This is a genomic window from Actinomadura spongiicola (assembly GCF_003432485.1).
Taxonomy (GTDB): Bacteria; Actinomycetota; Actinomycetes; order Streptosporangiales; family Streptosporangiaceae; genus Spirillospora; species Spirillospora spongiicola.
In genome coordinates, this window is record NZ_QVNQ01000006.1 from 496,059 (window position 1) to 521,233 (window position 25,175).

General features: G+C 70.2%; 30 protein-coding genes. 11 read left to right on the top strand and 19 right to left on the bottom strand.

What is annotated here, in order from left to right:
- The first annotated feature begins 265 nt into the window (after positions 1 to 265).
- On the top strand, positions 266 to 1,348 hold the full coding sequence (locus D0T12_RS22010; protein WP_199487604.1) for a WD40/YVTN/BNR-like repeat-containing protein: 1,083 nt from the start codon (positions 266 to 268) through the stop codon (positions 1,346 to 1,348).
- Between the two features lie 422 nt (positions 1,349 to 1,770).
- Here the strand turns inward: D0T12_RS22010 and D0T12_RS22015 are convergent, their stop codons facing one another.
- The 6 genes from D0T12_RS22015 to mshA form a co-directional block, all read right to left on the bottom strand.
- Entirely contained in the window at positions 1,771 to 2,622 is an 852-nt protein-coding gene (locus D0T12_RS22015) for a hypothetical protein (RefSeq protein WP_117401524.1), read from the bottom strand.
- Positions 2,619 to 3,260 carry an RNA polymerase sigma factor gene (locus D0T12_RS22020; RefSeq protein ID WP_117401525.1) on the bottom strand — a complete coding sequence of 214 codons (642 nt, stop codon included), beginning with the start codon at positions 3,258 to 3,260 and terminating at the stop codon, positions 2,619 to 2,621. The genes D0T12_RS22015 and D0T12_RS22020 overlap by 4 nt, the downstream gene beginning before the upstream one ends.
- Positions 3,247 to 3,369 carry a hypothetical protein gene (locus D0T12_RS37065; RefSeq protein WP_267900413.1) on the bottom strand — a complete coding sequence of 41 codons (123 nt, stop codon included), beginning with the start codon at positions 3,367 to 3,369 and terminating at the stop codon, positions 3,247 to 3,249. The genes D0T12_RS22020 and D0T12_RS37065 overlap by 14 nt, the downstream gene beginning before the upstream one ends.
- Before the next feature lie 84 nt (positions 3,370 to 3,453).
- Complete coding sequence (locus tag D0T12_RS22025; RefSeq protein ID WP_117401526.1) at positions 3,454 to 4,248, bottom strand: phosphoglyceromutase; 795 nt, start codon at positions 4,246 to 4,248, stop codon at positions 3,454 to 3,456.
- A gap of 28 nt (positions 4,249 to 4,276) precedes the next feature.
- The gene (locus D0T12_RS22030) at positions 4,277 to 4,771 is read right to left on the bottom strand and encodes a type III secretion system chaperone family protein (protein ID WP_117401527.1); all 495 of its coding nucleotides are present in this window, start codon (positions 4,769 to 4,771) and stop codon (positions 4,277 to 4,279) included.
- Positions 4,768 to 6,087, bottom strand: coding sequence for a D-inositol-3-phosphate glycosyltransferase (gene mshA, locus D0T12_RS22035; RefSeq protein ID WP_117401528.1), 1,320 nt, complete (start codon positions 6,085 to 6,087; stop codon positions 4,768 to 4,770). Before mshA ends, D0T12_RS22030 begins: the two co-directional genes overlap by 4 nt.
- A gap of 146 nt (positions 6,088 to 6,233) precedes the next feature.
- On the opposite strand from mshA, the gene D0T12_RS22040 reads away from it, so the two are divergent.
- Positions 6,234 to 6,992, top strand: coding sequence for an SDR family NAD(P)-dependent oxidoreductase (locus D0T12_RS22040; RefSeq protein ID WP_117401529.1), 759 nt, complete (start codon positions 6,234 to 6,236; stop codon positions 6,990 to 6,992).
- Here the strand turns inward: D0T12_RS22040 and D0T12_RS22045 are convergent.
- Positions 6,986 to 7,807: a class I SAM-dependent methyltransferase gene (locus tag D0T12_RS22045; protein ID WP_117401530.1), complete on the bottom strand. Its 822-nt coding sequence runs from the start codon at positions 7,805 to 7,807 to the stop codon at positions 6,986 to 6,988. The genes D0T12_RS22040 and D0T12_RS22045 overlap by 7 nt on opposite strands.
- A 70-nt stretch (positions 7,808 to 7,877) precedes the next feature.
- Positions 7,878 to 8,390 (bottom strand): O-acetyl-ADP-ribose deacetylase, encoded by a 513-nt coding sequence (locus tag D0T12_RS22050; RefSeq protein WP_117401531.1) that lies wholly within the window; start codon positions 8,388 to 8,390, stop codon positions 7,878 to 7,880.
- A gap of 261 nt (positions 8,391 to 8,651) precedes the next feature.
- Between D0T12_RS22050 and D0T12_RS22055 the strand changes: the two genes are divergently transcribed.
- On the top strand, positions 8,652 to 9,581 hold the full coding sequence (locus tag D0T12_RS22055; protein ID WP_117401532.1) for an NAD-dependent epimerase/dehydratase family protein: 930 nt from the start codon (positions 8,652 to 8,654) through the stop codon (positions 9,579 to 9,581).
- Between the two features lie 40 nt (positions 9,582 to 9,621).
- Here the strand turns inward: D0T12_RS22055 and D0T12_RS22060 are convergent, their stop codons facing one another.
- Complete coding sequence (locus tag D0T12_RS22060; protein WP_117401533.1) at positions 9,622 to 10,395, bottom strand: dioxygenase family protein; 774 nt, start codon at positions 10,393 to 10,395, stop codon at positions 9,622 to 9,624.
- A gap of 92 nt (positions 10,396 to 10,487) precedes the next feature.
- Here D0T12_RS22060 and D0T12_RS22065 point away from each other — a divergent pair, with 92 nt between their 5' ends.
- Positions 10,488 to 10,949 carry a MarR family winged helix-turn-helix transcriptional regulator gene (locus D0T12_RS22065; protein ID WP_199487605.1) on the top strand — a complete coding sequence of 154 codons (462 nt, stop codon included), beginning with the start codon at positions 10,488 to 10,490 and terminating at the stop codon, positions 10,947 to 10,949.
- 203 nt (positions 10,950 to 11,152) lie between these two features.
- Here the strand turns inward: D0T12_RS22065 and D0T12_RS22070 are convergent, their stop codons facing one another.
- The 4 genes from D0T12_RS22070 to trpS form a co-directional block, all read right to left on the bottom strand.
- Complete coding sequence (locus tag D0T12_RS22070) at positions 11,153 to 12,259, bottom strand: winged helix DNA-binding domain-containing protein (protein WP_117401535.1); 1,107 nt, start codon at positions 12,257 to 12,259, stop codon at positions 11,153 to 11,155.
- Positions 12,249 to 12,887 (bottom strand): TetR/AcrR family transcriptional regulator, encoded by a 639-nt coding sequence (locus tag D0T12_RS22075; RefSeq protein WP_233526214.1) that lies wholly within the window; start codon positions 12,885 to 12,887, stop codon positions 12,249 to 12,251. The genes D0T12_RS22070 and D0T12_RS22075 overlap by 11 nt, the downstream gene beginning before the upstream one ends.
- 162 nt (positions 12,888 to 13,049) lie before the next feature.
- Positions 13,050 to 13,430 carry a right-handed parallel beta-helix repeat-containing protein gene (locus D0T12_RS22080; protein WP_117401537.1) on the bottom strand — a complete coding sequence of 127 codons (381 nt, stop codon included), beginning with the start codon at positions 13,428 to 13,430 and terminating at the stop codon, positions 13,050 to 13,052.
- Between the two features lie 20 nt (positions 13,431 to 13,450).
- On the bottom strand, positions 13,451 to 14,470 hold the full coding sequence (gene trpS, locus D0T12_RS22085; protein WP_117401538.1) for a tryptophan--tRNA ligase: 1,020 nt from the start codon (positions 14,468 to 14,470) through the stop codon (positions 13,451 to 13,453).
- A gap of 226 nt (positions 14,471 to 14,696) precedes the next feature.
- On the opposite strand from trpS, the gene D0T12_RS22090 reads away from it, so the two are divergent.
- Both D0T12_RS22090 and D0T12_RS22095 read left to right on the top strand, forming a co-directional pair.
- Positions 14,697 to 15,185 (top strand): MarR family winged helix-turn-helix transcriptional regulator, encoded by a 489-nt coding sequence (locus tag D0T12_RS22090; RefSeq protein ID WP_117401539.1) that lies wholly within the window; start codon positions 14,697 to 14,699, stop codon positions 15,183 to 15,185.
- Between the two features lie 72 nt (positions 15,186 to 15,257).
- The gene (locus D0T12_RS22095) at positions 15,258 to 16,736 is read left to right on the top strand and encodes an MFS transporter (protein WP_117401540.1); all 1,479 of its coding nucleotides are present in this window, start codon (positions 15,258 to 15,260) and stop codon (positions 16,734 to 16,736) included.
- On the opposite strand, the gene D0T12_RS22100 is transcribed toward D0T12_RS22095, so the two are convergent.
- Genes D0T12_RS22100 through D0T12_RS22115 form a run of 4 tightly spaced genes read right to left on the bottom strand, consistent with a single transcriptional unit; the run spans position 16,693 to position 19,869 of the window.
- Positions 16,693 to 17,601 carry a M56 family metallopeptidase gene (locus D0T12_RS22100; RefSeq protein ID WP_117401541.1) on the bottom strand — a complete coding sequence of 303 codons (909 nt, stop codon included), beginning with the start codon at positions 17,599 to 17,601 and terminating at the stop codon, positions 16,693 to 16,695. The two genes, D0T12_RS22095 and D0T12_RS22100, sit on opposite strands and share 44 nt — an antisense overlap.
- On the bottom strand, positions 17,598 to 17,981 hold the full coding sequence (locus D0T12_RS22105; protein WP_117401542.1) for a BlaI/MecI/CopY family transcriptional regulator: 384 nt from the start codon (positions 17,979 to 17,981) through the stop codon (positions 17,598 to 17,600). The genes D0T12_RS22100 and D0T12_RS22105 overlap by 4 nt, the downstream gene beginning before the upstream one ends.
- 38 nt (positions 17,982 to 18,019) lie before the next feature.
- Entirely contained in the window at positions 18,020 to 18,703 is a 684-nt protein-coding gene (locus D0T12_RS22110; protein WP_117401543.1) for a response regulator, read from the bottom strand.
- Positions 18,703 to 19,869 carry a sensor histidine kinase gene (locus D0T12_RS22115; RefSeq protein ID WP_233526215.1) on the bottom strand — a complete coding sequence of 389 codons (1,167 nt, stop codon included), beginning with the start codon at positions 19,867 to 19,869 and terminating at the stop codon, positions 18,703 to 18,705. The genes D0T12_RS22110 and D0T12_RS22115 overlap by 1 nt, the downstream gene beginning before the upstream one ends.
- A 134-nt stretch (positions 19,870 to 20,003) precedes the next feature.
- On the opposite strand from D0T12_RS22115, the gene D0T12_RS22120 reads away from it, so the two are divergent.
- The 3 genes from D0T12_RS22120 (at position 20,004) to D0T12_RS22130 (ending at position 21,937) form a co-directional block, all read left to right on the top strand.
- Positions 20,004 to 21,218 carry a glycosyltransferase 87 family protein gene (locus D0T12_RS22120; RefSeq protein ID WP_117401544.1) on the top strand — a complete coding sequence of 405 codons (1,215 nt, stop codon included), beginning with the start codon at positions 20,004 to 20,006 and terminating at the stop codon, positions 21,216 to 21,218.
- 93 nt (positions 21,219 to 21,311) lie between these two features.
- Positions 21,312 to 21,551: a ribbon-helix-helix domain-containing protein gene (locus tag D0T12_RS22125; protein ID WP_117401545.1), complete on the top strand. Its 240-nt coding sequence runs from the start codon at positions 21,312 to 21,314 to the stop codon at positions 21,549 to 21,551.
- Positions 21,548 to 21,937, top strand: a complete 390-nt coding sequence (locus D0T12_RS22130) for a hypothetical protein (RefSeq protein ID WP_117401546.1) — start codon at positions 21,548 to 21,550, stop codon at positions 21,935 to 21,937. Before D0T12_RS22125 ends, D0T12_RS22130 begins: the two co-directional genes overlap by 4 nt.
- A 19-nt stretch (positions 21,938 to 21,956) precedes the next feature.
- On the opposite strand, the gene D0T12_RS35475 is transcribed toward D0T12_RS22130, so the two are convergent.
- Together D0T12_RS35475 and phoU are read right to left on the bottom strand one after the other, a co-directional pair.
- Entirely contained in the window at positions 21,957 to 22,103 is a 147-nt protein-coding gene (locus tag D0T12_RS35475; protein WP_158581583.1) for a hypothetical protein, read from the bottom strand.
- A 161-nt stretch (positions 22,104 to 22,264) separates the two neighbouring features.
- Positions 22,265 to 22,927 (bottom strand): phosphate signaling complex protein PhoU, encoded by a 663-nt coding sequence (gene phoU, locus D0T12_RS22135; RefSeq protein ID WP_117401547.1) that lies wholly within the window; start codon positions 22,925 to 22,927, stop codon positions 22,265 to 22,267.
- 228 nt (positions 22,928 to 23,155) lie between these two features.
- On the opposite strand from phoU, the gene D0T12_RS22140 reads away from it, so the two are divergent.
- Positions 23,156 to 24,451, top strand: coding sequence for a sensor histidine kinase (locus D0T12_RS22140; RefSeq protein ID WP_117401548.1), 1,296 nt, complete (start codon positions 23,156 to 23,158; stop codon positions 24,449 to 24,451).
- The gene (locus D0T12_RS22145; protein WP_117401549.1) at positions 24,448 to 25,128 is read left to right on the top strand and encodes a response regulator transcription factor; all 681 of its coding nucleotides are present in this window, start codon (positions 24,448 to 24,450) and stop codon (positions 25,126 to 25,128) included. Before D0T12_RS22140 ends, D0T12_RS22145 begins: the two co-directional genes overlap by 4 nt.
- Positions 25,129 to 25,175: the final 47 nt, after the last annotated feature.

Sequence of the window (25,175 nt, forward strand, 5' to 3'; positions counted from 1 at the left end):
ACCCAAGTCACAAAACAATCCCATCGAATGGTTGCACAGCGTGAAATAGGGGCGCGTGATCTCACCAATTGTGATAGTTGACCCGCCCGCATCCTGACCTGACCGTTTTCGGACAGGTCAGGAGGCATTGACAATCTGGCAAATGCCGCAGACATCATCGGCGCATCAGCCGCCACATCCCTTCTAGCCCGCGACAGCAGGCGTGGAGTCGCGGTGGGGGTCGTTGGGCCTGGACGGCTTGATCATCTTTCGTTAGCTTGCGCGCATGACGCCGATGAGGGCTTTGGCCCGGAACATGTCGTTTGCCGGATTGTGTGCGGTGGTGGTCGCGGCCTCCCTCGCGGTGCCGGCCACCGCGGGGGCGGAGACCGCCAGGGGCGGACCGGAGTGGCGGCTCACGCCGACCGGGACGGACGCGCGGTTCCGCGGCCTCGCCGCCGTGAGCGAGCGGACCGCCTGGCTGGCGGGCAGCGGTGGCACCGTCCTGCGGACCACCAACGGCGGTCGCACCTGGCAGAACGTCGCCCCTTCCGACGCCACGGGCCTGGAATTCCGCGACATCGAGGCTTTCGACGCGAAACGGGCCGTCGTGCTGGCCATCGGCGAGGGCGAGGCGTCCCGCGCCTACAGCACGTCGGACGGTGGTCGCACCTGGACGCTCGGTTTCAAGAACGACGACCCGAAGGCGTTCTACGACTGCATGACGTTCTTCGACTCCCGCCACGGGCTGGCCATGAGCGACCCGGTGGACGGCCGGTTCCGCATCATCTCCACCAAGGACGCCGGACGTACCTGGCGGGTGCTTCCGTCCAAGGGAATGCCCGAGGCCCTACCGGGCGAGTTCGCGTTCGCCGCCAGCGGCCAATGCCTGGTCAGCCACGGGAAGAAAGATGTGTGGCTCGCCACCGGTGGGGCGTCCCGCTCCCGGGTCTTCCACTCCGGCGACCGCGGCCGCACCTGGACGGTCGCCGACACGCCCCTCCCGTCCAGCGAGACCCAAGGCGTGTTCTCGGTGGCGTTCCGCGACTCCCGTCACGGCGTCGCCGTGGGCGGCGACTACCGTCCCGGCCAACCATCCCCGAACGCGGCGGCCACCACCAACGACGGCGGCCGCACCTGGCAGCTCGCGGACCGCCCCCCGGCCGAGTACCGCTCCGGCGCCGCCTGGCCCGGCTGGGCGCGCACGGTCGCACTGGCCGTCGGCCCCACCGGCAGCGACCTGACCTTCACCTCCGGCCGCACCTGGACCCGCTTCGACACGGGCAGCTTCGACACCGTCGACTGCACCCCCGACGGCGACTGCTGGGCCGCAGGCGAAAAGGGCCGCGCCGCGCGCCTGCTTGTTTAGTCCCGGCTGTGAATTTCGCAGGCCCGGCCTACTTCGCTCGCCTGGCGGCTCGCTACATGACCGTCCCCGGGGTGAACGCGACATCGCTCCGTGACCCGCCCGGCTCCGCTCGCCTACGGCATCGCTACACCGGGCGGGTAACGCGTTCGCGCGTGGGGTTGAGGCCACGTCGTAGCAGGGCTGTGTATTTCGCAGTCCCGGTCCGCTTTGCTCGCCTGGCGGCTCGTTGCGTGAGCGGGCCTGGGCGAATGCGGTATTGCTTGGCGATCTGCCCGGGTTTGCTTGCCTTCAGCGTTGCTGCGCCGGGGGCACGCGTTCGCGCGAACTGAGGACATGTCGAAACGGGCCCGATGGCTTGGGGCCCGTCAGGTCGTCAGCGGTTCGGGCGCTGGCGCAAGACTGGACGTCGCGCGAGACTAGGTCTAAGCCAGGACGAAGGCATGCGGGTCCCGTTCCGTCCCACCTCGAACCCGGAACAGCCCGTCGCGGATCTCCTCGGAGTGCCATTCGACCAGCTCACGCAACGACTCGGGCCACGACGTGGCTCGATCCCAGACCGTGCCTGCGAGCGTTTCGAGGTTCATGTCTCGCAGATGCGAGGCGTCCACGCCGGACAGGTTCACCGGCACGGCTCCGAGCGCTGCCGCTATCGCCTGGATCAGCTGCCCAGCGACCCACACGGCGTGGTGGATGTCGGTCCTGTAGCTGCTGAAGAAGGCGAAGTCGAGGCTGAATGCGTGCCCGCGATCAAGGGTTTGGTCGAGGGCTTTTCCGAGCCTGCTGTAGAGGTTATTGGCGAGATCTGGTGCGAAGGCGAGTTCGGAGCGGAGATCGAGGTCGAGGGCTGCGGCTAGCTTTTGGGCGAGGACGAGGTCGTGTTGGAGTTCGCGGTAGAGCTCGAGCTCGTGGGCGGGTTGGAGGGCGCAGACCGTCACGAGGCCCTGCATGAGGGTTGTGAGGAGTGCCAGGTACTTGGTGTTGGGGTCGGGGAGGTCTGCGCGGAGTAGTGCGTCGCGGAGTTCGGTGAGGCCCTCTGGCAGAAGCCCGTGGGTGCGGTGTACGAGGCTGCGGAGTTCGAGGATGGTCAGATCGCGGCTGTGGAAGCCCGCAGCGGGTTGGAAGGGAGTGGTGTCGTCCTCCATGAAGGCCAGTAGGCTGGGGATGGGGTCGGTGTGCGCCTGGATGTGGCGGAGCAGGTCGTCGTGTGCCTCTGCCAATAGGCGGTCGTGTTCATTGTCGGGGAGGGTGGCCGGGTCGTTGTCGTGATGTGTCATCGGGCCGCCCCTCCTCCCTGCGTGTGGCTGGTTTGCAGGTGTCGGCTCAGCTGAGTCCGGGCCTTCTTGCGCAGGTTACGGACCTTCTGCGGCTTGATTCCGAGGTGGACCGCGATGACGTTGTCCGGATAGCCGTCCAGGGTGAAGGCCATCACCGCACGTGCCGTGTCGTCGTGGATGGTGTGCAGGGCCTCTAGGACCCGCATCGTTCCCGTTGCCAGGTCGGCGGGGTCGGGGTGTGGGCATTGGATGTCGGTGGCGAGGTCCTCTATGCCCGGGACGGTGGGCAGCTCCCGGCGGCGGGTGCCGCCGGGGCGGTCGTGGCGGCGCAGCGCGATGGTACGTATCCACGCCTCCGGGTTGGTGACGCGGTTCCAGGCGCCGGGCTGTTTCGTGGTGCGCCAGGCCTCGATGAATGCCTCCTGGGCGGCGTCCTCGGCGGTGTGGCGGGTGGCGCGGCGGGCGATCATCACGAACCGCACCACCCGGGGGTACTGCTCGGTGTAGAAGTCCAGGAAGTGTTCGCGCACCTTGCGAACCCTGCCGTCGGTGGCGGGGACGGATCCCGGCGGACGCCACGACTGGCCTGAATCGGCCTGGAGGGGCAGCGGGTCGTCCTGGGCCTCATCGGCGGTCATCGCCGTACCGCCCGTCCCGGACACGGCGGTATCCGGCCGCGAGGGGCAGTAGGGCGCTGATCAAACCCAGCACCGCGATCACCAGGTCAATCGCCGTAGCGACGTTCATGGGGTTCCTTCCACTGGCGAGGTGTCTCATCGCCGTAGTGGGCCGGAACTCCCGTGTTCGGTAAGGCCGCGTCCAGAAATTTCGCTACTTCTTGCCCTTCTTCTTCTCCGGGGGCTTGGGGAGGGGCGGGGTTTTCGCGGCGCCCTGGTTCTTGACGGCCTCGATGGCGGCCTTGGCGGCGGTGGGGTCGAGGTACTCGCCGCCGCGCTTGAGGGGGGCGAAGTCGTCGTCCAGTTCGTAGACCAGGGGGATGCCGGTGGGGATGTTGAGGCCGACGATCTGCTCGTCGGAGACGTCGTCCAGGTGCTTGACGAGGGCGCGCAGGGAGTTGCCGTGCGCGGCGACGAGGACGGTCTTTCCGGCGGCGAGGTCGGGGACGATCGCGTCGTACCAGTAGGGGAGCAGGCGGTCCACGACGTCGGCGAGGCATTCCGAGCGGGGGATCAGCTCGGACGGCAGCTCGGCGTAGCGGAGGTCGTTGACCTGGGAGAGCGGGTCGTTGTCCTTGATGGGCGGCGGCGGGGTGTCGTAGGAGCGGCGCCAGACCATGAACTGTTTCTCGCCGAACTCCTCGCGGGTCTGCGCCTTGTTCTTGCCCTGGAGCGCGCCGTAGTGGCGTTCGTTGAGGCGCCAGGAGCGCTTGACCGGGATCCAGAGGAGGTCGGCGACGTCCAGGGCGATGTTGGCTGTGCGGATGGCACGCTTCAGGAGGGAGGTGTGCACCACGTCGGGGGTGATGTCGGCGTCCAGCAGCAGGTCGCCGCCCTTGGTCGCCTCGCCTTCGCCTTTCGCGGACAGGTCGACGTCCACCCAGCCGGTGAACAGCCCTTCCGCGTTCCAGACGCTTTCGCCGTGCCGCAGCAGTACCAGGGTCGCCATGGACCAGAGCCTAGCGGCATGACGCGGGTCACTCGCGATTGGCCGGATCGGCGAAGGACGCGAAGGCCCGAAGGTTGGCGAGGCTCTCGCCGCGTTTGACGCGCCAGTCCCATTCACGCTGGATGGACGTCTTGAAGCCGCGTTCGAGGGCCTTGTCGAAGTTCTCGTCCGAGTAGGTGAGGACGCAGCCGAGGAGACGGTCGATCTCGTCCGGCGACACGGAGGCGAGGGGCACCCTGCCGACGAGGTGGACGTCGCCGACGTCGTCGAGGGCGAACGCGACGCCGTACATGCGGCCGTTCTTCTCCAGGAGGAACCGGTAGAACTCGGCGTGGTTCTCGTCGGGACGGCGGCAGAAGAACGCCTCGACGTGCAGGCTGTGCTCGCCGACGATCAGCCAGGTCATGGTGGCGAGCTTGCGCTGTCCGGGGAGCTTGACGAAGAACGCGTTCTCGCGGGGCTCGTCGAACTCCAGCTCGGCGGCGCGCAGGGTATCCCTGATGGTCCGGACGGTGTCCGTCATGCGGTGACCTCGGCGACGGCAGGGCTCTCGACGGGAAGCACGGCACCGGTATACACGGCGCCGGAGTACACGTCGAGGAGGGCGTCGACCGTGGCGTCCCAGCCGAAGCGGTGCGCGTGGCGGACGGCGCCGCGGGCGAGACGGGCGTACAGGCCGGGTTCGGCGTGGAGGCGGCCCAGGACGGCGGCGTAGTCGACCGGGTCGTGACCGGAGATCAGGACGCCGGACTCGCCGTCCGCGACGGCGGTGCGCAGGCCGCCGACACGGGACGCGACGACGGGTGTCCCGCAGGCCTGGGACTCGACGGCGACCAGCCCGAACGACTCGCTGTGGGACGGGACGACGGTGACGTCCGCGGCCCGGTACCAGTCGGTCAGCTCGGCCTGCGGGCTCGGGGGCTCGAAGCGCATGACGTCGGTGATGCCGAGTTCCGCCGCGAGGTTCTGCAATCCCTCGGGACGGCAGCGTCCGGAGCCGCTCGGCCCGCCGACGACGGCCACGACCAGTTTGCGGCGGAGGGACGGGTCGTCGGCCAACATCCGGGCGACGGCGCGGAGCAGGACGTCGGGGGCCTTGAGCGGCTGGATGCGTCCGACGAACAGCAGCACGTACGCGTCGCGGGGGAGTCCGAGGCGGCGGCGGGCCGGGCCGGTGCGGTGCGGGAGCAGGCCCCGGAGCGGGAACTCGGGGCGGAAGGTCGACAGGTCCACGCCGGGGCTGACGGTCGCGACGCGGGCGGGGTCGGCGCCGTACAGGTCGACGAGCTGGCGGGCCTCCTCGCCGGTGTTGGCGACGAGCTGGTCCGACGACGCGACGACCTGTTCCTCGCCGAGGACGCGTTCGGCCGGTTCGGGCCTGTCACCGTCCGCGAGGGCCGCGTTCTTCACCTTCGCCATGGTGTGCATGGAGTGGACGAGCGGGACGCCCCACCGCTTCTTCGCCGCCCAGCCCGCCTGGCCGGACAGCCAGTAGTGCGTGTGGAGGAGGTCGTAGTGGCCGGGTTCGTGGGCGGCCTCGGCCCGCAGGACACCGGAGGTGAAGCCGCAGAGATGGCGGGGCAGTTCGGTCTTGTCCAGCTCCTCGAACGGCCCGGCGACGACGTTGCGGACGAGGACGCCCGGCGCCAGCTCGACGACGGGCGGCATGGCGCGGCAGGTGGAGCGGGTGAAGATGTCGACCTCGACACCGCGCGCTGCGAGGCGTTTGGCCACCTCGACGATGTAGACGTTCATTCCGCCCGCATCGCCGGTCCCCGGTTGGTCGAGGGGGGAAGTATGAACACTGACCGTCGCAACCCTGCTGATACGACGCGACACCGGACATCACCTCCGCTAGCGCAACAAAATTAATCTGGTGAGCTGTTCCCATGGCTCGGTGGACAATCGTTACTCCTCTCCGTAGTGGGCGATCTCACCGGGCACCCCCGAGGGGCGAAGAGCGGTGAACCTGGCAGGCTGGGCGCATGCGTAAGACCGCGGTAGTCACCGGAGCGAGCAGCGGGATCGGCGCGGCCACGGCCAGGCGCCTGGCGGCGGAGGGGTTCAACGTCGTGCTCGCCGCCCGGCGCCGGGACCGCCTGGACGCCCTCGCCGAGGAGATCTCCGGCGGCGTGCCGGGCGCCGGGAAGATCGTCCCCTTCACCCTGGACGTGACGTCGCAGCCGTCGGTGGACGCGCTCGCGGCGGCGGTCGGCGGCTGCCATGTGCTCGTCAACAACGCGGGCGGCGCCCTCGGCCTCGACCCGGTCGCGACGGCCGATCTGGGCGACTGGCAGGCGATGTACGACAGCAACGTCCTCGGGCTCGTCCGCGTCACCAAGGCACTGCTGCCCAAGCTGATCGAGAGCGGCGCGGGTCACGTCGTCAACATCACCTCGCTCGCCGCGCACGTCGCCTACGAGGGCGGCGGGGGGTACAACGCCGCCAAGTACGCCGCCTACGCGGTGAACGAGGTGCTGCGCCTCGAACTGGTCGCCGAACCCGTCCGGGTCACCGAGATCGCGCCGGGGCTGGTGAGAACGGAGGAGTTCTCGCTGGTCCGGTTCCGCGGGGACGAGGAGAAGGCCGCGAAACCGTACGAGGGCGTCCCCGAACCGCTGGTCGCCGAGGACGTCGCCGACTGCGTCGCCTGGGCCGTGACCCGGCCGCCTCATGTGAACATCGACCGCATCGACGTGCAGCCGCGCGTCCAGGCCGCGCCGCACAAGCTGCACCGTCAGTAGGGCGCGACTGCCGTCCACGGGAGAGTCACCTCACCGAGGCGCCAGCGTGTTCTGCCCCCGTAGGGCGGACGGGTGAGGACGGGATGGGTCCGCGCCAGGAGCGTGACCGCCTCGATCCAGCGGGCGCGCGGGCCGAACGCGGAGTGCGGCGCGGCGGTCGCCCAGCAGCGGTCGAACGCGGCCAGCAGGTCATGGACGGGCTCACCCGGAACGTTCCGGTGGATCAGCGTCTTGGGCAGCCGTTCGGCCAGCGTGGACGGGCGTTCCAGCGTGGGCAGATGGGCCGCGAACGTGATCGTCCGCGGGCCGTCCGGGGTGAGCGTCGCCCAGACGGCCCGGCGGCCGATCTCGTCGCACGTCCCCTCGACGAGGACACCGGACGGGTCGAGCCGCTCGGTCAGGTCGTCCCAGGCCTGCCAGGCGGCGGGCTCGCCGTACTGCCGCAGCACGTTGAACGCCCTGACCAGCACCGGCGGGCGCGGCACCGGCAGTTCGAACCCGCCGCGCCGGAACGACAGGCCCGCGACGGCGGGGCCCGCGCTCCGGGCGAGCAGCTCCCGGCCCGCCGCGACCCGCCCCGGATCGATCTCGATCCCGACGACCTCCAGGTTCGACGCGACGGCGCGCAGGCGCGTGTAGAGCTCGAACGTCGTGACCGGGGACGCGCCGTAGCCGAGGTCGACGGCCAGCGGACGCGGATGCGAGCGCAGCGGCCGGGCCTGGGTGGCGGCGATCCAGCGGTCCACGCGGCGCAGGCGGTTGGGGGCGGTGGTGCCGCGGGTCACCTCCCCCCGCGGCCGCAGAGTGGGGGGCACGGGGCAATTGTCCCGTGTTGCCCCCTATGCCTGGTCCCTGGATGGAGGTTTCCTCCCTCGGCGCTCTTCGTCAGGGCGTGTCGAGGGCGTGCTCGAAGGCGTCGTAGGCGTCCTGGGTGAACAGCACGAAACGAGCCTCGGTGACCTTGGTCGGCGTGGCGCGGACCGTGCCGACCGCGATGCGGGCGGCGCCGTCCACGGGCCAGCCGTAGACGCCCGCCGACACGGCCGGGAACGCGATCGACTCGACGCCCAGCTCGTCCGCGACCCGCAGGGACTCCCGGTAGCAGGACGCGAGCTGGTCGGAACGGTCCTCGGTCGCCGAGTAGACGGGACCGACCGTGTGGATGACCCACTTCGCGGGCAGCCGTCCGGCGGTCGTCGCGACCGCCTGACCGGTGGGGAGGCCGCCGGCGTACTGGGAGGCGCGCAGTTTGCGGCAGTCGTCCAGGATCTCGGGGCCGCCCTTGCGGTGGATGGCGCCGTCCACCCCGCCGCCGCCGAGCAGCGAGGAGTTGGCCGCGTTCACGACCGCGTCCACGTTCTGCTCGGTGATGTCGCCCCGGACGAGAGTGATCTTCATATCCGCCGTTCCTCCGCTTGACCGAACCCGTCAGAAGAGAAGAATTCTCCTTCACGCCCGGCGCGAAACGCGTGCGGTTGCGTCTCGGCGGTACTCTCGTACGGACGAGGCTACGGGGGGCGGTTCCCCCTTGTCCGATTTTGTCCGACCGAAAGCCGTGGGGGCGTCCATACGGCGGGCCGGACGTGAACACCGAAACAGAGACTGCCTATCCTGCCGTCGAGACGACCACGAAGGCGTGCAAGTCGTGGAGGTACCCCCTTGAAGATTCTCCTCGCCGGAGCGACCGGAGTCGTCGGTCGCCGGCTGATCCCGCTGCTCGTCCAGGCGGGCCACGAGGTCGCAGGGACGACACGCCGCACCGAACGCGCCGACCTGCTCCGCGAACTCGGCGCCACACCGGTCGTCCTGGACGTGCTCGACGCCGACGCCGTGCACGAGGCGGTGGCCGCCGAACGTCCCGACGCGGTGATCCACCAGCTCACCGATCTCAGCGCCGAGGACTTCGCGGCCAACTCCCACCTGCGGATCGAGGGCACCCGCAACCTCGTCGACGCCGCCCGCGCCGCCGACGTCGAGACGATGATCGCGCAGAGCATCGCCTGGCTGTACGTTCCCGGCGACACGCCCGCCGTCGAAACCGACCCGCTCGACTCTTCGCTGCCGCCCTACGAGGGCATCGCGGCGCTGGAGGCCGCGGTCGCCGAGATGCCGCACGGCGTGGTCCTGCGCTACGGCGCCCTCTACGGGTCCGGTACCTGGTACGCCTCCGACGGCGCGATCGCCGAACGGGTCCGCGCGAACACCATGCGCGAGGCGCCGTCGTGGACGTCGTTCGTGCACGCCGACGACGCGGCGTCGGCCGCGCTGGCGGCGCTCGACTGGCCCGCCGGGCCCGTCAACGTCGTGGACGAGGAGCCCGCGACCACGGCCGACTGGCTCCCCGTCTACAGCGCGGCCATCGGCGCGCCGACCCCGGGCAACGCGGGCAAGCACGCCGCCACGACCGGCCGCCCGGTGTCGAACGCGAAGGCGCTCAGCCTGGGCTGGAAGCCGCAGGTCGCGTCCTGGCGCACCGGCTTCTCCCGGATGAACGCGGCCACGGACGCCGTGACAGAGCTCGGAACGGCCGCCGAGGCCGCCGGGGCGGACGACGCCGCGAAGGCGAACGGCGCCGCGCCGAGCCGGTGACGCTGACGAAGGGATGACGTCCGGCGGAACGTGACAAACGTCAGCCGAACTGGAACGAGCGCTTGGCGAGCCCGAACCAGTAGCCGTCGATGACGGCCCGCCGATCCGACGCGTCTCCGGTTCGACTTTCCGCACTCGCGCCGAGCGCCATGAAGAGGGGCGCGAAGTGCTCCGTCCGCGGATGGGCGATGTGCGCCGCCGGGGCCTTGGCGCGGAAGTCGAGGAGGGCATCGATGTCGCCGTTCCGCACGGCGCCGTCCGTCCAGGCGTCGAACTCCGCCGACCACGCGGGCGGCGCGGCGTCGGCTCCGGCCGGCAACCCGCGCAGGTTGTGCGTCGTGAAACCGCTCCCGATGATGAGGACGCCCTGGTCACGCAGCGGCGCCAGCCTCCGCCCGACCTCGAAGAGCCGCGCGGGCTCCAGCGTCGGCATGGACATCTGCAGCACGGGGACGTCAGCGTCCGGGTACATCTCGACGAGCGGCACGTAGGCGCCGTGGTCCAGGCCGCGCGCCTCGTCCCGCCGGACACCGGGAATGAGTTTCGCCACGTCGTCGGCCAGTTCGGGGGCGCCAGGAGCGTCGTACCTGACGCGGTAGTAGCGCTCGGGGAATCCCCAGAAGTCGTACACGAGCGGTGTGCGGCGGGTCGCGCTGACGGTCAGCGGCGCCTCCTCCCAGTGCGCCGACACCATCAGGATCGCCTGCGGTCTGGGCAGGTCCGCCGACCAGCGGGCGAGTTCGTCCGTCCACACCGGGTCGTCGGCCAGTGGCGGGGCGCCGTGGCTGAGGTAGAGCACGGGCATCCGGTTCATGGTTCCCCCTTTTAGTTCACATTTTAACAATACCTCCCAATAGTTGAAGCTTCAAGTCTTGAGTGTTCAATCGCCTGGGTAGAGTGGGCGACATGACGGACACGCCCTGGCTCGATGCCGACGAACAGGAGACCTGGCGCGCCTTCCTGTGGACGTCCCGGCTGCTCAACGAGGCCCTCGACCGCCAGCTCCAGCGCGACTCCGGCATGCCGCACGCCTACTACATGATCCTGGCGATGCTGTCGGAGTCGCCCGGACGCGCCCGCACCATGTCGGAGCTGGCCGAGCTCGTCCACTCGTCCCCGAGCCGGCTCTCCCACGCCGTGAACCGCCTGGAGGACGCCGGTTGGGTGCGCCGCAGCAAGCAGGGCGCCGACCGTCGCACCACCATCGCCGAACTCACCGACGAGGGGTTCACCGCCCTCGCCAAGGCCGCCCCCGGCCACGTCACCGAGGTCAGACGCCACCTGTTCGACCCGCTCACCCGCGAACAGATGCTGGAATTCCGCGCGACCCTCCACACCCTCCTCAGCACCCTCGACTCGTGTTTCTAAACAGGACCGGCCCACTTCGCTCGCCTGGCGGCTGTGTTGATTGCAGGACCGGCCCACTTCGCTCGCCTGGCGGCTCGCTACGTGACCGTTCCTGTGCGAACGCGCATCGCTTCGCGATCCGCCCGGCTCCGCTCGCCTCCGGCATCGCTTCACCGGGCGGGTCACGCGTTCGCGTGCGGGGTGAGGTTATTGAGAGACAGGGGTTAGGCGAAGATCACTCGGTGCGTTCCGGCCTCGGGGTGGGCCGTGGTGAGCAGGCGTAGGGCCTCTTCCTCAAGCGCGGTTCGCGCTTGCGCCGGGACGGGAGTGAACGGGGCGAGGTGCAGCGTCGCTTCGCCGCGCTTCTTCTCGATCTTCCACATGCCGTGGACGAAGCCGTCCACGAGGAACGTCGCCCGGATGATGCCGTTGACCGTGAAGATCCGTTTGCGGTGCTCCTCGGTGATGATCCGGGCCCGGTCGGCGTGGGAGAGGAGCAGATTGTCGAAGTCCGGGACGAACCGCACCGGCGCCGGAACGTCCGGGTCGGGCCGCGGCGCCTCGGGTAGGTCGTACAGGGTGCGGCCGTTCTCGTCCTGGAACACGAGCAGTTTCGGGGAGAGCCGTTCCATGACGTCGCCGAGCCGGGTCAGGCCCGACCACTGCTGGACGTCCTGGACGCTCGCCGGACCGAACGCGCCCAGGTAACGCAGCACCAGATCGTCCACGGACAACTCCGGCGCCGCGAATTCGCCCAGCCATGCGTCGAGCGTCGTGTGCCGGGCCATGCCCGACGCGCCCCAGATGCCGCGCGGCGGAACCTGGACGAGCGGCAGGCTGAGACGGACGGCCCAGGTCAGCAGGGCCGCGTCCGCGTCCGGCCACCGCTCGGTCAGCAGCGCCCGCAGTTCCTTGTCGGTGCGCGGCTCGTCCTCCAGCAGCCGCCGCGCCTCGGCGACCACCGCGTCGAGGTCGATGCCTTCCAGGTCGGTGGCGCGGGTCTTCAGGTGGCCGTCCCTGATCGGTCGCGTCAGTGACCGCAACGCGCGGGCATCGCGGGCGCTGACCAGGTGGAGCGTGCCGCGCATCACCACGATCCGCAGCGCGCGTCGATCGGTCATCAGCGCGCCGATCTCGTCGAACGCGAAGTCGGCGAGACGGCTCCACAGCCCGATGTACGGCGGGTTCGGCGCCTGCGACTGCATGCCGACGAGATGCTCGATCGCGTCCAGCGCGGGCATCGCGCGCCGCTCCAGCAGCATCTGCCGCGCCAGCAGCGCGCGGTTCAACGCCCGTTTCTCCATTACGGGGGCCTGCGGGTCAGTCGTCATAGCGGCTCCGAAGCTCCTGCCACGTGGGAGGAGGGCCCGGAAGCTCCCCCTTTCCCACCAGGTGGAGGCCGTCCAGCATCAGGGCCAGGTAGCGGTGCTGCACCCGGCTCATTCGCTCGTCGTCGCCGATGCGGATGGCGTGCAGATACTCCAGCATCACCGAGATGTCGCCGACCTCGATCCCGGGACGGAGCACGCCCGCCTCCCGGGTGCGCTCCAGCAACCGTTCCGTCGCGCGATGGATCTCCCGCCCCTTGTGGCTCATCGCCTCGGTGACCTCGAAGCCGCCCGCGAGGCGCATGGTCAGCGAACCGGCGCCGATGTCGAGACAGCGCCGCATGAACCCGGCGAAGACCTCCCAGGCGTCGCCGTCGTCGTCCAACGCGGCCTCGACCTCGGCGAGGTAGCGGTCCATCCCCTCGTCGGCGAGCTTCTGGAGCAGGTCCTCCTTGCTCTTGTACCGGCGGTACAGCGCGCTGATCCCCACTCCGGCGTGCTCGGCGACCGCCGAGATCGGCGCGCCAGGGTCGGCGGTGAACACCGCTCGCGCCGCCTCCCGGATCAGCTCGTCGTTGCGTGCCGCCTGAGCCTTGCGTCCGCTCATGGGTGCCCGTCTGGTGGTCTCCATGCTTCCATAGTAGAGGAACGGATAATTCCGTTCTACTACTGCGAATCCTTCGCCGAGCGGGAGGGCGCGGTGTACGGCGGGCTCGCGTGTTCGGCGAGCCCGCCGAATCGATCGCTGTCCGGCCCTCACGGCAGAGGTACCGTCGAAGCGGGTGGGGCGACGTCAGATCTTCTTGTTCCCGCCACCGTTCTTGATGCTCGCCTTCTTGCAGTTGTTCCAGGTCAGCGGGCCGGCCTTGCCGCCGCCGCACTTCTCCGAGCCGATCGGCGCGAGACGTCCCCACTCGCTGATGGCCCCGGACTTCCCGGAGCGACTGATCGTGTCGTTCTCCACGATGTTGTTGCTGCTGCGGTCGCCAAGACGCACCGCGTCACCGGTGATGCGGGAGAACGTGTTGTGTTGGATCTTGCTCTTCGTGGTCCGGTACATGTAGACGCCGTGCATGTGATCGACATCGCTGAGATTGGTAAAGGTGTTGTTCTTGATGGTGATGTTGCTGGACTCCTTCACGTGCACCCCGGCGTAGCCCTCGCTCGGAGCCATATCGGGGATCCGCCATTCGCCTAGGAGGTCATGGCCGTTCTGACCTCCGTCAAAGTGCGGTCCGCGATCGCGCGAGCACGCTCGTTGCCCTCGTCGAGGACGCGACGCAGATACGTCCGGTCGGCGGCGAGTTCGGCGCGGCGGGCGCGAATCGGGCGCAGGAACTCGTTGACGGAGTCGGTCACGACCTTCTTCAGCGCGGCGGCGCCACCGGCACCGATCTCGGCGGCGACGGCGTGCGGGTCGCGGCCCTGACAGAGCGCGGCGAGCAAGACGAGATTGGACACCTGCGGGCGCGTGTCGGGCGCGAAGGTGATGTGCCGGTCGGTGTCGGTCACCGCACCTTTGATCAACCGGGCGGTCTCGTCCGGTCCGGCGGACAGGGCGATGGCGTTGCCCCGGCTCTTGCTCATCTTCTGGCCGTCCGTTCCGAGGAGGCTCGGCGCGGCGGACAGCAGCGCGTCCGGGACGGGGAACACGGGCCCGTAGCGCTCGTTGAAGCGCCGCGCGACCGTCCGGGTGATCTCCTGGTGCGGAAGCTGGTCGCGGCCCACGGGCACGAGGTTCGCCTTGCAGAAGAGGATGTCGGCGGCCTGGTGGACGGGATAGGTGAACATCAGCCCGCTGACCGACGCCTGCCGCGACGCCGCGATCTCGTCCTTCACCGTTGGGTTGCGGCTCAGTTCCGCGACCGAGACCAGGGAGAGGAACGGCAGCATGAGCTGGTTCAACGCCGGAACGGCGCTGTGCTGGAAGATCGTCGCCGTGGACGGGTCGATGCCCGTGGCGAGATAGTCGGCGACGAGCCCCTCGACGTGCTCGGTCAGCCGGTCGGCGACGTCCCGGTCGGTCAGCACCTGGTAGTCGGCGACCAGGACGAACAGTTCCACGCCCGCTCGCTGGAGCCGCACCCGGTTCGCGAGGGTGCCGAAATAGTGACCGAGATGGAGCGGGCCGGTGGGGCGGTCGCCGGTCAGGATCCGGAACGAGCCGGGCGCGGCGGCGATGCGTCCCTCAAGGTCGGTGGCGGTGGTCTGCATGTTCTTCTCTCCTCGTGGTCTCCCGGCCGGTCCGCCGGGGCCCGCCCGTGTCACCGAGAAGAGAAAGGGCCGTCCGGCGGACGGCCCGATGGTGTGCGTGAGGGTCGGCCGTCCTAGGACGGCCACCAGCCCTGACACATGGTGTGGTTCACCCCTCCAGGGTAGACCAGGAATTGCGACCTCTCATAGATAATCCGGGACGGAACCAACTGGGTAGGCTGGCCATATGACCTCGATGGCCCCTTCCCGTACGAGCCCCGACCTGTCGTTCCTGCTCGACCGCACCGGTTTCGTGCTGAGAAGCCGCATGACGGCGGCGCTCGCCGAGATCGGGCTGACGCCGCGCATGCACTGCGTCCTCGTGCACGCGCTTGAGGAGGAGCGCACCCAGATCCAGCTCGCCGAGATCGGCGACATGGACAAGACGACGATGGTCGTGACGGTGGACGCCCTGGAGAAGGCCGGTCTCGCCGAACGTCGCCCGTCGTCCAAAGACCGGCGCGCCCGGGTCATCGCGGTGACCGAGGAGGGCGCGCGGGTCGCGGCGCGCAGCCAGGAGATCGTGGACGGCGTTCACGAGGCGGCCCTCGGCTCGCTTCCGGAGGCCGATCGAGAGGTGTTCCTGCGCGCACTGAACGCCCTGGTCACCGGGCACCTGGCCGTCCCGTCCGAGAGCCCGCAACCGGTGCGGCGGCCACGCCAGCGGGCCAAGTAGGGCCGATAGGGATCGTCTGTAACGAAACTATCTGCTACGGTCACTCCTGTGTTCCCAACCCAGGAGACGACCATGCCCTCCACTTCGACCTCCTTCCTGCGCTCCCGCTGGGCCGCGCTCGGGGTGCTGTCCACCACGATGCTGATGACCATCCTGGACGGCTCCATCGTCACGGTCGCCGCGCCCGCCATCCAGGACGACCTCGGCTTCTCACCCGCCGGACTGAGCTGGATCATGAACGCGTACCTGATCCCGCTCGGCGGCCTGCTGCTCCTCGCCGGGCGGCTCGGCGACCTGATCGGGCGCCGCGCGCTCTTCCTCACCGGGAACGCGGTGTTCACGGCGGCGTCCGTGCTGGCGGGCGCCGCCACGTCGTCCGGTGTGCTGATCGCCGCGCGGTTCCTCCAGGGCGTCGGCAGCGCGCTCGCCTCCGCCGTCGTCCTCGGCATCCTCGTCACGCTGTTCACCGATCCCCGTGAGCGCACCATGGCCATCGGGATCTTCAGCTTCACCGGCGCCGCGGGCGCGTCCATCGGGCAGGTGCTCGGCGGGGTGCTCACCGACGCGCTGAACTGGCACTGGATCTTCCTCGTGAACCTGCCGATCGGGCTCGCCACGATCCTGCTGGCCCTCCCGGCACTGCCGCGCGACCGGGGCCTCGGCCTCGCCGCGGGCGCCGACGTCGCCGGCGCGCTGCTCGTCACGTCCGGGCTCGTCCTCGGGATCTACACGATCGTCAAGGTGGAGCGGCACGGGTGGCTGTCCGGGCACACCCTCGGTCTCGGCGCGGTGTCGGTCGCCCTCCTCGCCGGGTTCGTCGTCCGGCAGGCCCGCGCCGCGACGCCGCTGATGCCGCTGCGGATCCTGCGTTCCCGCAACGTGTCCGGCGCCTATGTCGTCCAGTTGCTGACCCTGTCGGCGATGTTCGCGTTCCAGGTCATCGTCGCCCTGTACATGCAGGGGGTCCTCGGATACGGGGCGCTCGACACGGGCCTGGCGATGCTCCCGGCGGCCGTGATGATCGGCGTGGTGTCGCTGCTGGTGTCCCCGCGGATGTCGAACCGCTTCGGTGAGCGCGCCGTGCTGGTCGCCGGGCTCGTGCTGCTGACCGTCGCGATGGCGTGGCTCACGACCGTTCCGGTGCGGGCCGACTACGTCACCGACCTGCTGCCGGTGTTCGTGTTGATCGCCGGGGGCGGGCTCGTGCTGCCGTCGCTGACCGGGCTCGGCATGTCCAGCGCCCGCCCGGACGACGCCGGCGTCGCGTCGGGGCTGTTCACCACTGTCCAGCAGGTCGGAATGGCGCTCGGCGTCGCGGTGCTGACCACGCTCGCCGCGTCCCGCACCGAGAGCCTCCGCGCGGCCGGGCGCGACGAGGCCACCGCGCTCACCGGCGGCTACCACCTGGCGTTCAGCGTCTCCGCGGCCCTGCTGGTCGCCGCGCTCGCCGTGTCGATCCTCGTCCTGCGCCGTCCACGGCCCGTGGCGCCCGAGACGCCGCGTCCGGTCAGTGGGGCAGGACGAGCAGAAGCAGCGGAAGACCGGCGATGACGGGGACGGCGACGGTGGCGGCGGCACGGGCCTTGCGGGGGAGGGGCTGCGGCTCCAGCAGCCGGTTCACCCGCGCCATCACCGGGATGTTCCCGTGCGAGGCGACACCGAGCGTGCCGGACGGCGCCGCGGCGGGACGGGCGGCGGCGAACCGCAGCAGCGCCGTCGCCAGCTCCCGCGGCGGGCGGCCGTGCCTGGCCCGGTCGTCGGCGGCCATCTCGATCAGGAGCTCCACCGCGTCCAGGCAGCGTCCGACCAGCCTGAGCTGCGGGAACACCTGCCGCAGCGACGCGAACGGCAGCAGCACCAGATCGTGCCGCTCGCGGGCGTGGGCGCGTTCGTGCGCGAGGACCGCGGCCAGTTCGCCCCGGTCGAGCAGCTCCATCGTCCCGGCGCTGACGACCACCTTCGACCGGCGGACGCCGGGAACGCAGTACGCGGCGGCGCCGGGGTGGTCGAGGACCAGCGTGCCGGGGACGGCCGAGTCGTGCCGCGACACCAGCGCGAGCAGCGCCCGGTGCCGCCGCCGCGCCCGCAGGACCTGGACGATCGCGTACATCAGCATGACCACCAGCACGCCGGTGAGGCTGACCGCCGCGAGCAGCGCCGCGACCTCCGGGGCCCCCAGCCGGGCGGCCTGGTCGGCGTACAGGCCGGGCAGCCCGCCGAGCACGCCCCTCCCGTACGGCAGCAGGGCCAGGCCGAGCAGCGCGCCGATCGTGGCGACGCCCCAGCAGAGCCCGAGGGCCTGCCAGAGCGCGATGGCGAGGCGCGGTGTGCGCCACGTCCATCGGGCCTGGGCCAGCCAGTGCGCCCCGCCGACGGTCCCCAGTGAGATCAATGCGAGCAGGGCGGTACCGGTCATGCCGGAGGTTCCTTACTGGTGAGGCCGGCGAGGGCCTGCCGGATCACGTCGATCTCGTCCTCGGAAACGGAGCGGACGAAGTGGACGAGCGCCGCGTCCCGGTCGCCCGTCTCGTTCAGCGCGCCGAGCATCAGCTCGGTGACATAGCCCTCCCGGCTGGCGACCGGCCGGTACCGCCACGCGCGGCCGTCCCGTTCCCGCTCCAGAAAGCCCTTTTTGGCGAGCCTGTCCAACACCGTCATCACAGTAGTGTGCGCGAGGTCGCGGTCACCGGCGAGCGCGCGGCTCACATCCCGGGCGGTCGCCGCGCCGTGCCCGGCGTCCTCCCGCGCCCACAGGACCTCCATGACCGTGCGTTCAAGCTCTCCCAGACCCTTCACAGCAGCCAGATTATCCGACGAACACGGCAGTGACCACGTCAGGTAGTACTACCGCCCGTAGAGGGCCGCACCAACCCCATCTCGAAGGCGATGATCACGAGGTGCACCCGGTCGCGGGCGTCCAGCTTCGTCAGCAGCCGCGCGATATGCGACTTGGCGGTCGCCACACTGATGAACAGCGTCTCGGCGATCTCCTGGTTGGACATGCCGCTGCCGACCAGCGTCAGCACCTCACGCTCCCGTTCGGTGATGACGTCGACCGACCGGAAGATCTGCGCCGCCCCACGACCGACCGCCGGACGCGCCGCGAACTCCTCGATCAGCCGTCGCGTGACACTGGGCGCGATCAACGCGTCCCCGCCCGCCACCACCCGGATGGCCGCCAGGATCTCCTCCAGTGCCATGTCCTTCACCAGGAACCCGCTGGCGCCCGCCCGGAGGGACCCGTACACGTACTCGTCGTCGTCGAACGTGGTCAGCATCAGCACCCGGGCCGTGCCGGGGCCCGTGCTGATCCGCCGGGTCGCGTCGATGCCGTCCATGTCGGGCATGCGGATGTCCATCACGACCACGTCCGGCCGGAGGTCCTCGACGAGCCGGACCGCCTCCGCTCCCGTGCCGGCCTCACCGACGACCTCCAGATCGGCGCTGTCGGCGATCAACACCCGCAACCCGGCCCGGATCAGCGGCTGGTCGTCGGCCAGCAGGACCCGAACCGTCATCACGCCGGCCGCACGGACGTCGCGGCGGTGGCCGCGGTGCCGTCGGGGAGCCGGGCCGTCACGCGGAACCCGCCGTCCGGACGCGGCCCGGCGGTGAGCTCGCCGCCGAGCAGATCGGCCCGTTCCCGCATGCCCGCGATGCCGAATCCGGTGCCGACCACGCCGCCGCGGCCGTCGTCGTCGACCTCGATGACCAGCTCACCGTCCCGGTGGTCGATCGTCACCCGGCAGTGGTCCGTGCCCGCGTGCCGGATGACGTTCGTGGCCGCCTCCTGGACGATCCGGTACGCCGACAGGTCGACGTCCGGCGGCAACGGCCCCCGCTCGCCCCGCCGGACGACGTCGACCCGCACCCCGGCGTCCCCGGCCGACCCGGCGAGCCGGTCCAGGTCGTCCAGGCCGGGGGCGGGGCCGAGGGGGGCGACGCCCGGGTCGTCCCTGCGCAGCGCGGTGACCATGCGCCGCAGCCCGGACAGCGTCTCCCGGCTGGTGGACTCGATGGCGTCCAGGGCGTTGCGCGCCTCGTCCGGTTGCGTGGCGATGACCCGTCCGCCCACGCCCGCCTGGATGGCGATGATGCCGATGCTGTGCGCGACCATGTCGTGCAGTTCGCGGGCGATCCGGAGCCGCTCGGCGGACACCGCCCGCGCCAGCGCCTGCTCGCGCAGAGTCTCGGCGTGCGCCCGCCGCACCCGGACCGAGTTGCCGACCAGCCAGGTGACCGCCATGGCCAAGATCGGAAGGGCCGTGACGAGGACGTCGGCCGGCACCAGGAAGGTGATGAGCGACAGGACCTGGACGGTCAGCGTCCCGGCGGCGACGGCGAGCGAGACGCGGGGCCGCCGGGTCGCGGCGACGACGGCGACCCCGACATCGGTGGTCAGCACCTGAACGGAGGCGACGCTTCCGGCGGGCCAGGTGGTCAGCGCGGCGGTCCAGGCGAACAGGAGGAGGGCGAGGGCGGGCAGCGGACGACGCCACAGCAGCCCCACGACGAGGACCGTGAGCCCGGTGGACACGACGACGTCCGGGCCGAAGTAGCCGGAGCGCCCGGCGTCCACCGTGAAGAACACCACGAACGGGTAAAGGACGGCCACCGACCAGACCAGGAGCGTGCCCATGACACGGCTCACCCGGCGGACTCGGCTCCACGGCATGGCGAACATGCGCCGATGGTAACCACGGCTCCGTTCCCGCACATTGGCCCACGGGACTAATCCCCGGGGCCAATACGCCGGGCGTGAAATGCATTCGGCGGCCCGACGCCCGGCGGGCATGATCGTTGCCACCGTTTTGGCGCATGAAACGGTGGTTGATGTTGGTCGTCGCGATCGAAGTCCTGGGAATCGCGGTCTTCTCGGTCACGTACGACTCACTGGATTTCCGCATCTACTGGCTGGGCGGTCACGCCATTGCGGACGACGCGCGCCTGTACAAGGAGCAGCTGGCCGCGCACTGGTATACCAACACGCCTTTCATGGCCGCGCTGTTCGTCCCCGTCGCGGCCCTGCCGCTCACGCTCGCGCGGTTCCTCTGGCAGATCGCCTCACTGTCGGCCTTCGTCTGGGCGTGCGCGTCGACGCTGAAACTGACCGGTCGCCAGGCGTCCCTGAGAGCCGTCGTGGCGTTCGGTCTCCTTCTGGCGCCGGTGTGGCACACCTTCTTCCAGGGTCAGGTCAACCTGTTCCTGCTCGCGCTCATCGTCGCGGACATGCACCGGGTCTCCCGGGGCCGTCCCGCCGGAGTCGGCATCGGCATCGCCACCGCGATCAAGCTGACTCCGGCCATATTCGTCGTCCTGCTCCTCGTGACGAGGCGAACCAGAGACGCCCTCATCGCCACGGGAACCTTCGCGGTCTGCGCTCTTCTGGCCTACGCCATCGCGCCCGACGCGTCCCGGCTCTATTGGCTGCACACCTTCTATGACACGTCTCGGGTGGGTGTCCCGTACATCAGCAACCAGTCCCCATACGGCACGCTCACCCGCGTCCTGCGAGGAACGGCCGAAGTCGGCGACTGGTACACCGCCGTTCCATTGACCATCGGTCTTGCCGGGCTCACGATCGCGTTCCTTTGGGCGCGGCGCGGCGACTGGCTGGCCGCCACGGCGGTCACGGGCGTCACCGGTCTCCTGGTCTCACCGATTTCCTGGGCTCACCACTGGGTGTGGATACTCCCGGCCCTGGCGGTACTGATTCGTAACGGCGACCGCGTCATCGCCGCGTGCGCCTACGTCCTCTTCGTGTTGGCGCCCCTGTGGTGGACGCCTCACAACGGCCACCCACTCCAGTACGGATTCCACCCGCTCATCACCCCGGTCGCCAACTGCTACCTGATCGCGGGCATCTTCTTCCTGACCCACATGGCCGTACGACTCCGCCGCGATCCACCGTCCGTGGACCGCGACCAGGTTTCCGAAGCGGCGCGTGTCGCCGGTCGCTCCTCGCCGACGGAGCGCGCCGCCCCCGAAGGGGTCGTTCATGCCGCTACCCACGGTGATCATTCCGGCCGCTAAAAGCGGATTTAACAGGACGCTCGTGACGTTGCATTGCAAACCTTCGTCCCAGGAGTACACACTGAAGGGGCGCCGAGTGTGTATTGTGGGCGCATGGCGAGAATCAACATCACGCTCCCGGACGAGCTTGCCGCCACCCTCCAGGGGCTCGCCGAGGACAAGAAGATCGCCTCGGTGTCCGGGTTCCTCGCGGACGGGGCCCGGCTCAAGCTCGCCTTCCTGCGTGACGCGTCCACCATCGACGACCTGTTCGGCCCGCCGAGCCCCGACGAGCAGGCCATGGTCGACCGGCTCGTCGAGAGCGGGGAACCGAACCGCCGGGACGTCGCATGATCACCGGTCACGTCTTCGACGCGACCGCACTCCTCGACCTCGCCACCGGAAAGACGATCTATGTGCGCGCCCGGTTGCGCGCCTCCATCGCCCAGCACGCCACGATCGTCATCCCCGCCACCGCCCTCGCCCGCGCCTGGCAGATCGTCCCCGACCACGGGCGCACCGTCCTGGAACGCCTGCCGCGCATGCAGGTCGTCCATGTGGACGACCTGGACGACGTGATCGCCCAGCAGACCGGGCTGCTGGTCACCGCGATCCCGAACCTCGGCATGGACGCCGCCCAGGCCGCCTGGTCGGCCCGCTGGCGCCGCTGGCCGCTGATCACCGCCAAGCCCCGCATCTACGCGGACGTCCCGGGCCTGCGCGTCGAACAGATCCCGTAACACCCCCACGACCATCGGTTCACACGACACCGACGAACCGGGGCGCGCCCTGATCCGGCTCCAACGGGACGGGCCGCGGGCGGAGCACGGCGGCCACGTCCACCTCGTCGCCGCGTCCGGCCGGGTCGACGGGCCGACCGGTGTCCCGTGGCCCGTCAGGGGCCATCTCGCAGGGCGCGTCCACAGGTCCCGATACCGCCGGCAGGTCCTCGTGCCGGCCGCGCTGGACCACCCGGCTGGTCCAAGGGCCCGGCACCTCGTCGGCGGCGCTCAACGCCGCCGGCCGGTGCGTTACCGGCAGCGGCGTCCCGCCGCCCGGTCGCCTGGTCAGGCCGGGTCGTTGATCTCCTCCGCGCGCTGGCCCGTCACCAGGTAGACGACGTTCTCCGCCACGTGGACGGCGTGGTCGGCGAAGCGCTCGAAGTAGCGGCCCGCGAGGGAGATGTCGACGGCCGGTTCCACGCCGTGCTTCCAGCGGGGCGACAGCATCAGGTCGAAGAGGCGGCGGTGCAGCCGGTCCATCTGGTCGTCGTCGGCGTCGAGTTCGAGGCCCATCTCGACGTCCTGGGACGCGATCACGCTGCCCGTCTTGGCGATCATCCGTTCGGCGATCTGGCCCATCTCCAGGACGGTGGCCTGGAGCTCCGGCGGCACGGCCGACTCGGGGTGGCGGCGGCGCGCGGTCTTGGCGATGTGGACGGCGAGGTCGCCCATGCGTTCCAGGTCACCGCTCATCCGCAGCGCCGTGATCAGGGTGCGCAGGTCACCGGCGACGGGCTGCTGGCGGGCCATCAGATCGAACACGGTCTCCTCGATCTCCGCGTCGATCTTGTTGACCTGCTCGTCCCCGCTGATCACGTCCTCGGCCATGCGCAGGTCGGCGTCCAGCAGCGCCGTGACCGCGCGGGCCATCGCGGAACGGACGAGCCGGGTCATCTCCACGAGCCGGTCGGAGAGGGAGTCGAGTTCCTCGTGGTACGCGTCGCGCAATTTCGGGGTTCCTTCTGTACGGGGCGCCGGGCAGCCGCCTGCCGGAAGTGGTGCAAATCGGGGTGAACCGGGCGATGTTCGGGGGTGTCCGGGCGGACTCGCCCACGCCACAGCCTGCCTGCCCGCCGTGAACGCGTCCGAGAAACAAGGTGAACTTTCAGGGAACGAGATGCCCATGACCTGCGCGATGGTGTGGACCTGCGCCGTGGGCCGCCTACGATCCGTGGTGTGGAGGTCGAGATTGTCGCGATCCTGACCGGGCTCGCCGGGCTCGCGGTCGGACTCGCGACGGGATTGGCGGTGCAGGTGAGCGAGCGTGCCCGGCAACCCGCCGTACCCGCGGCGCCGGTCGGCGGTCTGCCGCCGGGCGTCGCGTCCGTGCTCAGCGTCCTGCGCTCCTCGGCGGTCGTGGTGGACGCCGAGGACCGGGTGCTGCGCGCCAGTTCCGCCGCGCGGGCGTTCGGCATCGTCAGCGGCGACCGGCTCGTCGTGGACGAGGTGCTCGCGATGGCGCGGCTCGTCCGGCGGGACGGAGAGATCCGGGAGACCGAGATCCAGGTCGGGCCGACGAGCGTCCGGAGCCGGGCGGACGGACGCTGGTTCGCGGTCCGGGTCGCCCCCCTCGGCTCGCACGGGCTCGTCCTCGTCCTCGCCGAGGACCTCACGGACATGCACCGCACGGAGGCGATCCGCCGCGACTTCGTCGCCAACGTCAGCCACGAGCTGAAGACGCCCGTCGGCGCCCTGTCGCTGCTGGCGGAGACGGTCGAGGTCGCCGCCGAGGACCCGGAGGCCGTCCGGCGGTTCGCCGGACGCATGCAGTACGAGTCGGTGCGCCTGACCAACCTCGTCCAGGACCTCATGACGCTGTCACGCGTCCAGGGAGACGAGCCGCTGCCCGCGCTGCGGCCCGTCACCCTCGACGACGTGACCACCGAGGCGCTGGAACGCTGCCGGACCAAGGCGTCCGCCAAGGACATCGAACTCGCCACCGGCGGCGAGGACGGCCTGCGCGTCCGCGGAGACCAGGAACTCCTCGTCACCGCGCTGCGCAACCTCGTCGACAACGCCGTCGCCTACAGCCCCGAGAACACCCGGGTCGTCGTCGCGACCCGACGGCGCGACGACGGGCACGTCGAGGTCAACGTGACCGACCAGGGCATCGGCATACCGGACGGAGAGGTGGAACGGATCTTCGAGCGTTTCTACCGGGTCGATCCGGCCCGGTCCCGGCAGACCGGCGGCACCGGCCTCGGACTCGCCATCGTCAAGCACGTCACCAGCAAGCACGGCGGCGACGTCATCGTATGGAGCAAGGAAGGGCACGGGTCGACGTTCACGATCCGGCTGCCGTTGCTCGACGCCCCACCTCGTCCCCCCGAGATGCACGCGAGGGCGAGCACGACGGTCGCCGGTGACGCGGCCGCCACGAGAGGCGTCGACGCGGCCACAGGCGCGGACGCGGAAGTAGACGCGGACGCGGGGAAGACCATGGAAAACATCGCCCGGGAGGCAACACCGTGACCCGCGTACTCGTCGTGGAAGACGAGGAGTCGTTCAGCGACGCACTGTCGTACAACCTGCGCAAGGAGGGCTTCGAGGTGGCGGTCGCCGCCACCGGCCCCGACGCGCTGGACATCTTCGAGCGCAACGGTGCCGACCTCGTGCTCCTCGACCTGATGCTCCCCGGGCTGCCCGGGACGGAGGTGTGCCGGGAGCTGCGCGCCAAGTCCAGCGTTCCCGTCATCATGCTGACCGCCAAGGACAGCGAGGTCGACAAGGTCGTCGGGCTGGAGCTCGGCGCCGACGACTACGTCACCAAGCCGTTCTCCACCCGCGAGCTGATCGCCCGGATGCGGGCCGTGCTGCGCCGCCAGGGAGAGGTCGAGGACCTGGCCCCGGCGACCCTGGAGGCGGGCCCGGTGCGGATGGACGTGGAACGGCACGTCGTCAGCGTCGGCGGCGAACCCGTCCAGCTCCCGCTCAAGGAGTTCGAGCTGCTGGAGGTGCTGCTGCGCAACGCGGGCCGTGTCCTGACCCGGATGCAGCTCATCGACCGCGTGTGGGGCGCCGACTACGTCGGGGACACCAAGACCCTGGACGTCCACATCAAACGCCTCCGCGCCAAGATCGAGGAAGTGCCGTCCTCGCCGCGGTACATCGTCACCGTCCGCGGCCTGGGCTACAAGTTCGAACCCTGATGACAGAGGTAAGGGCCCGTCCGAACGGACGGGCCCTTACCTCTGTG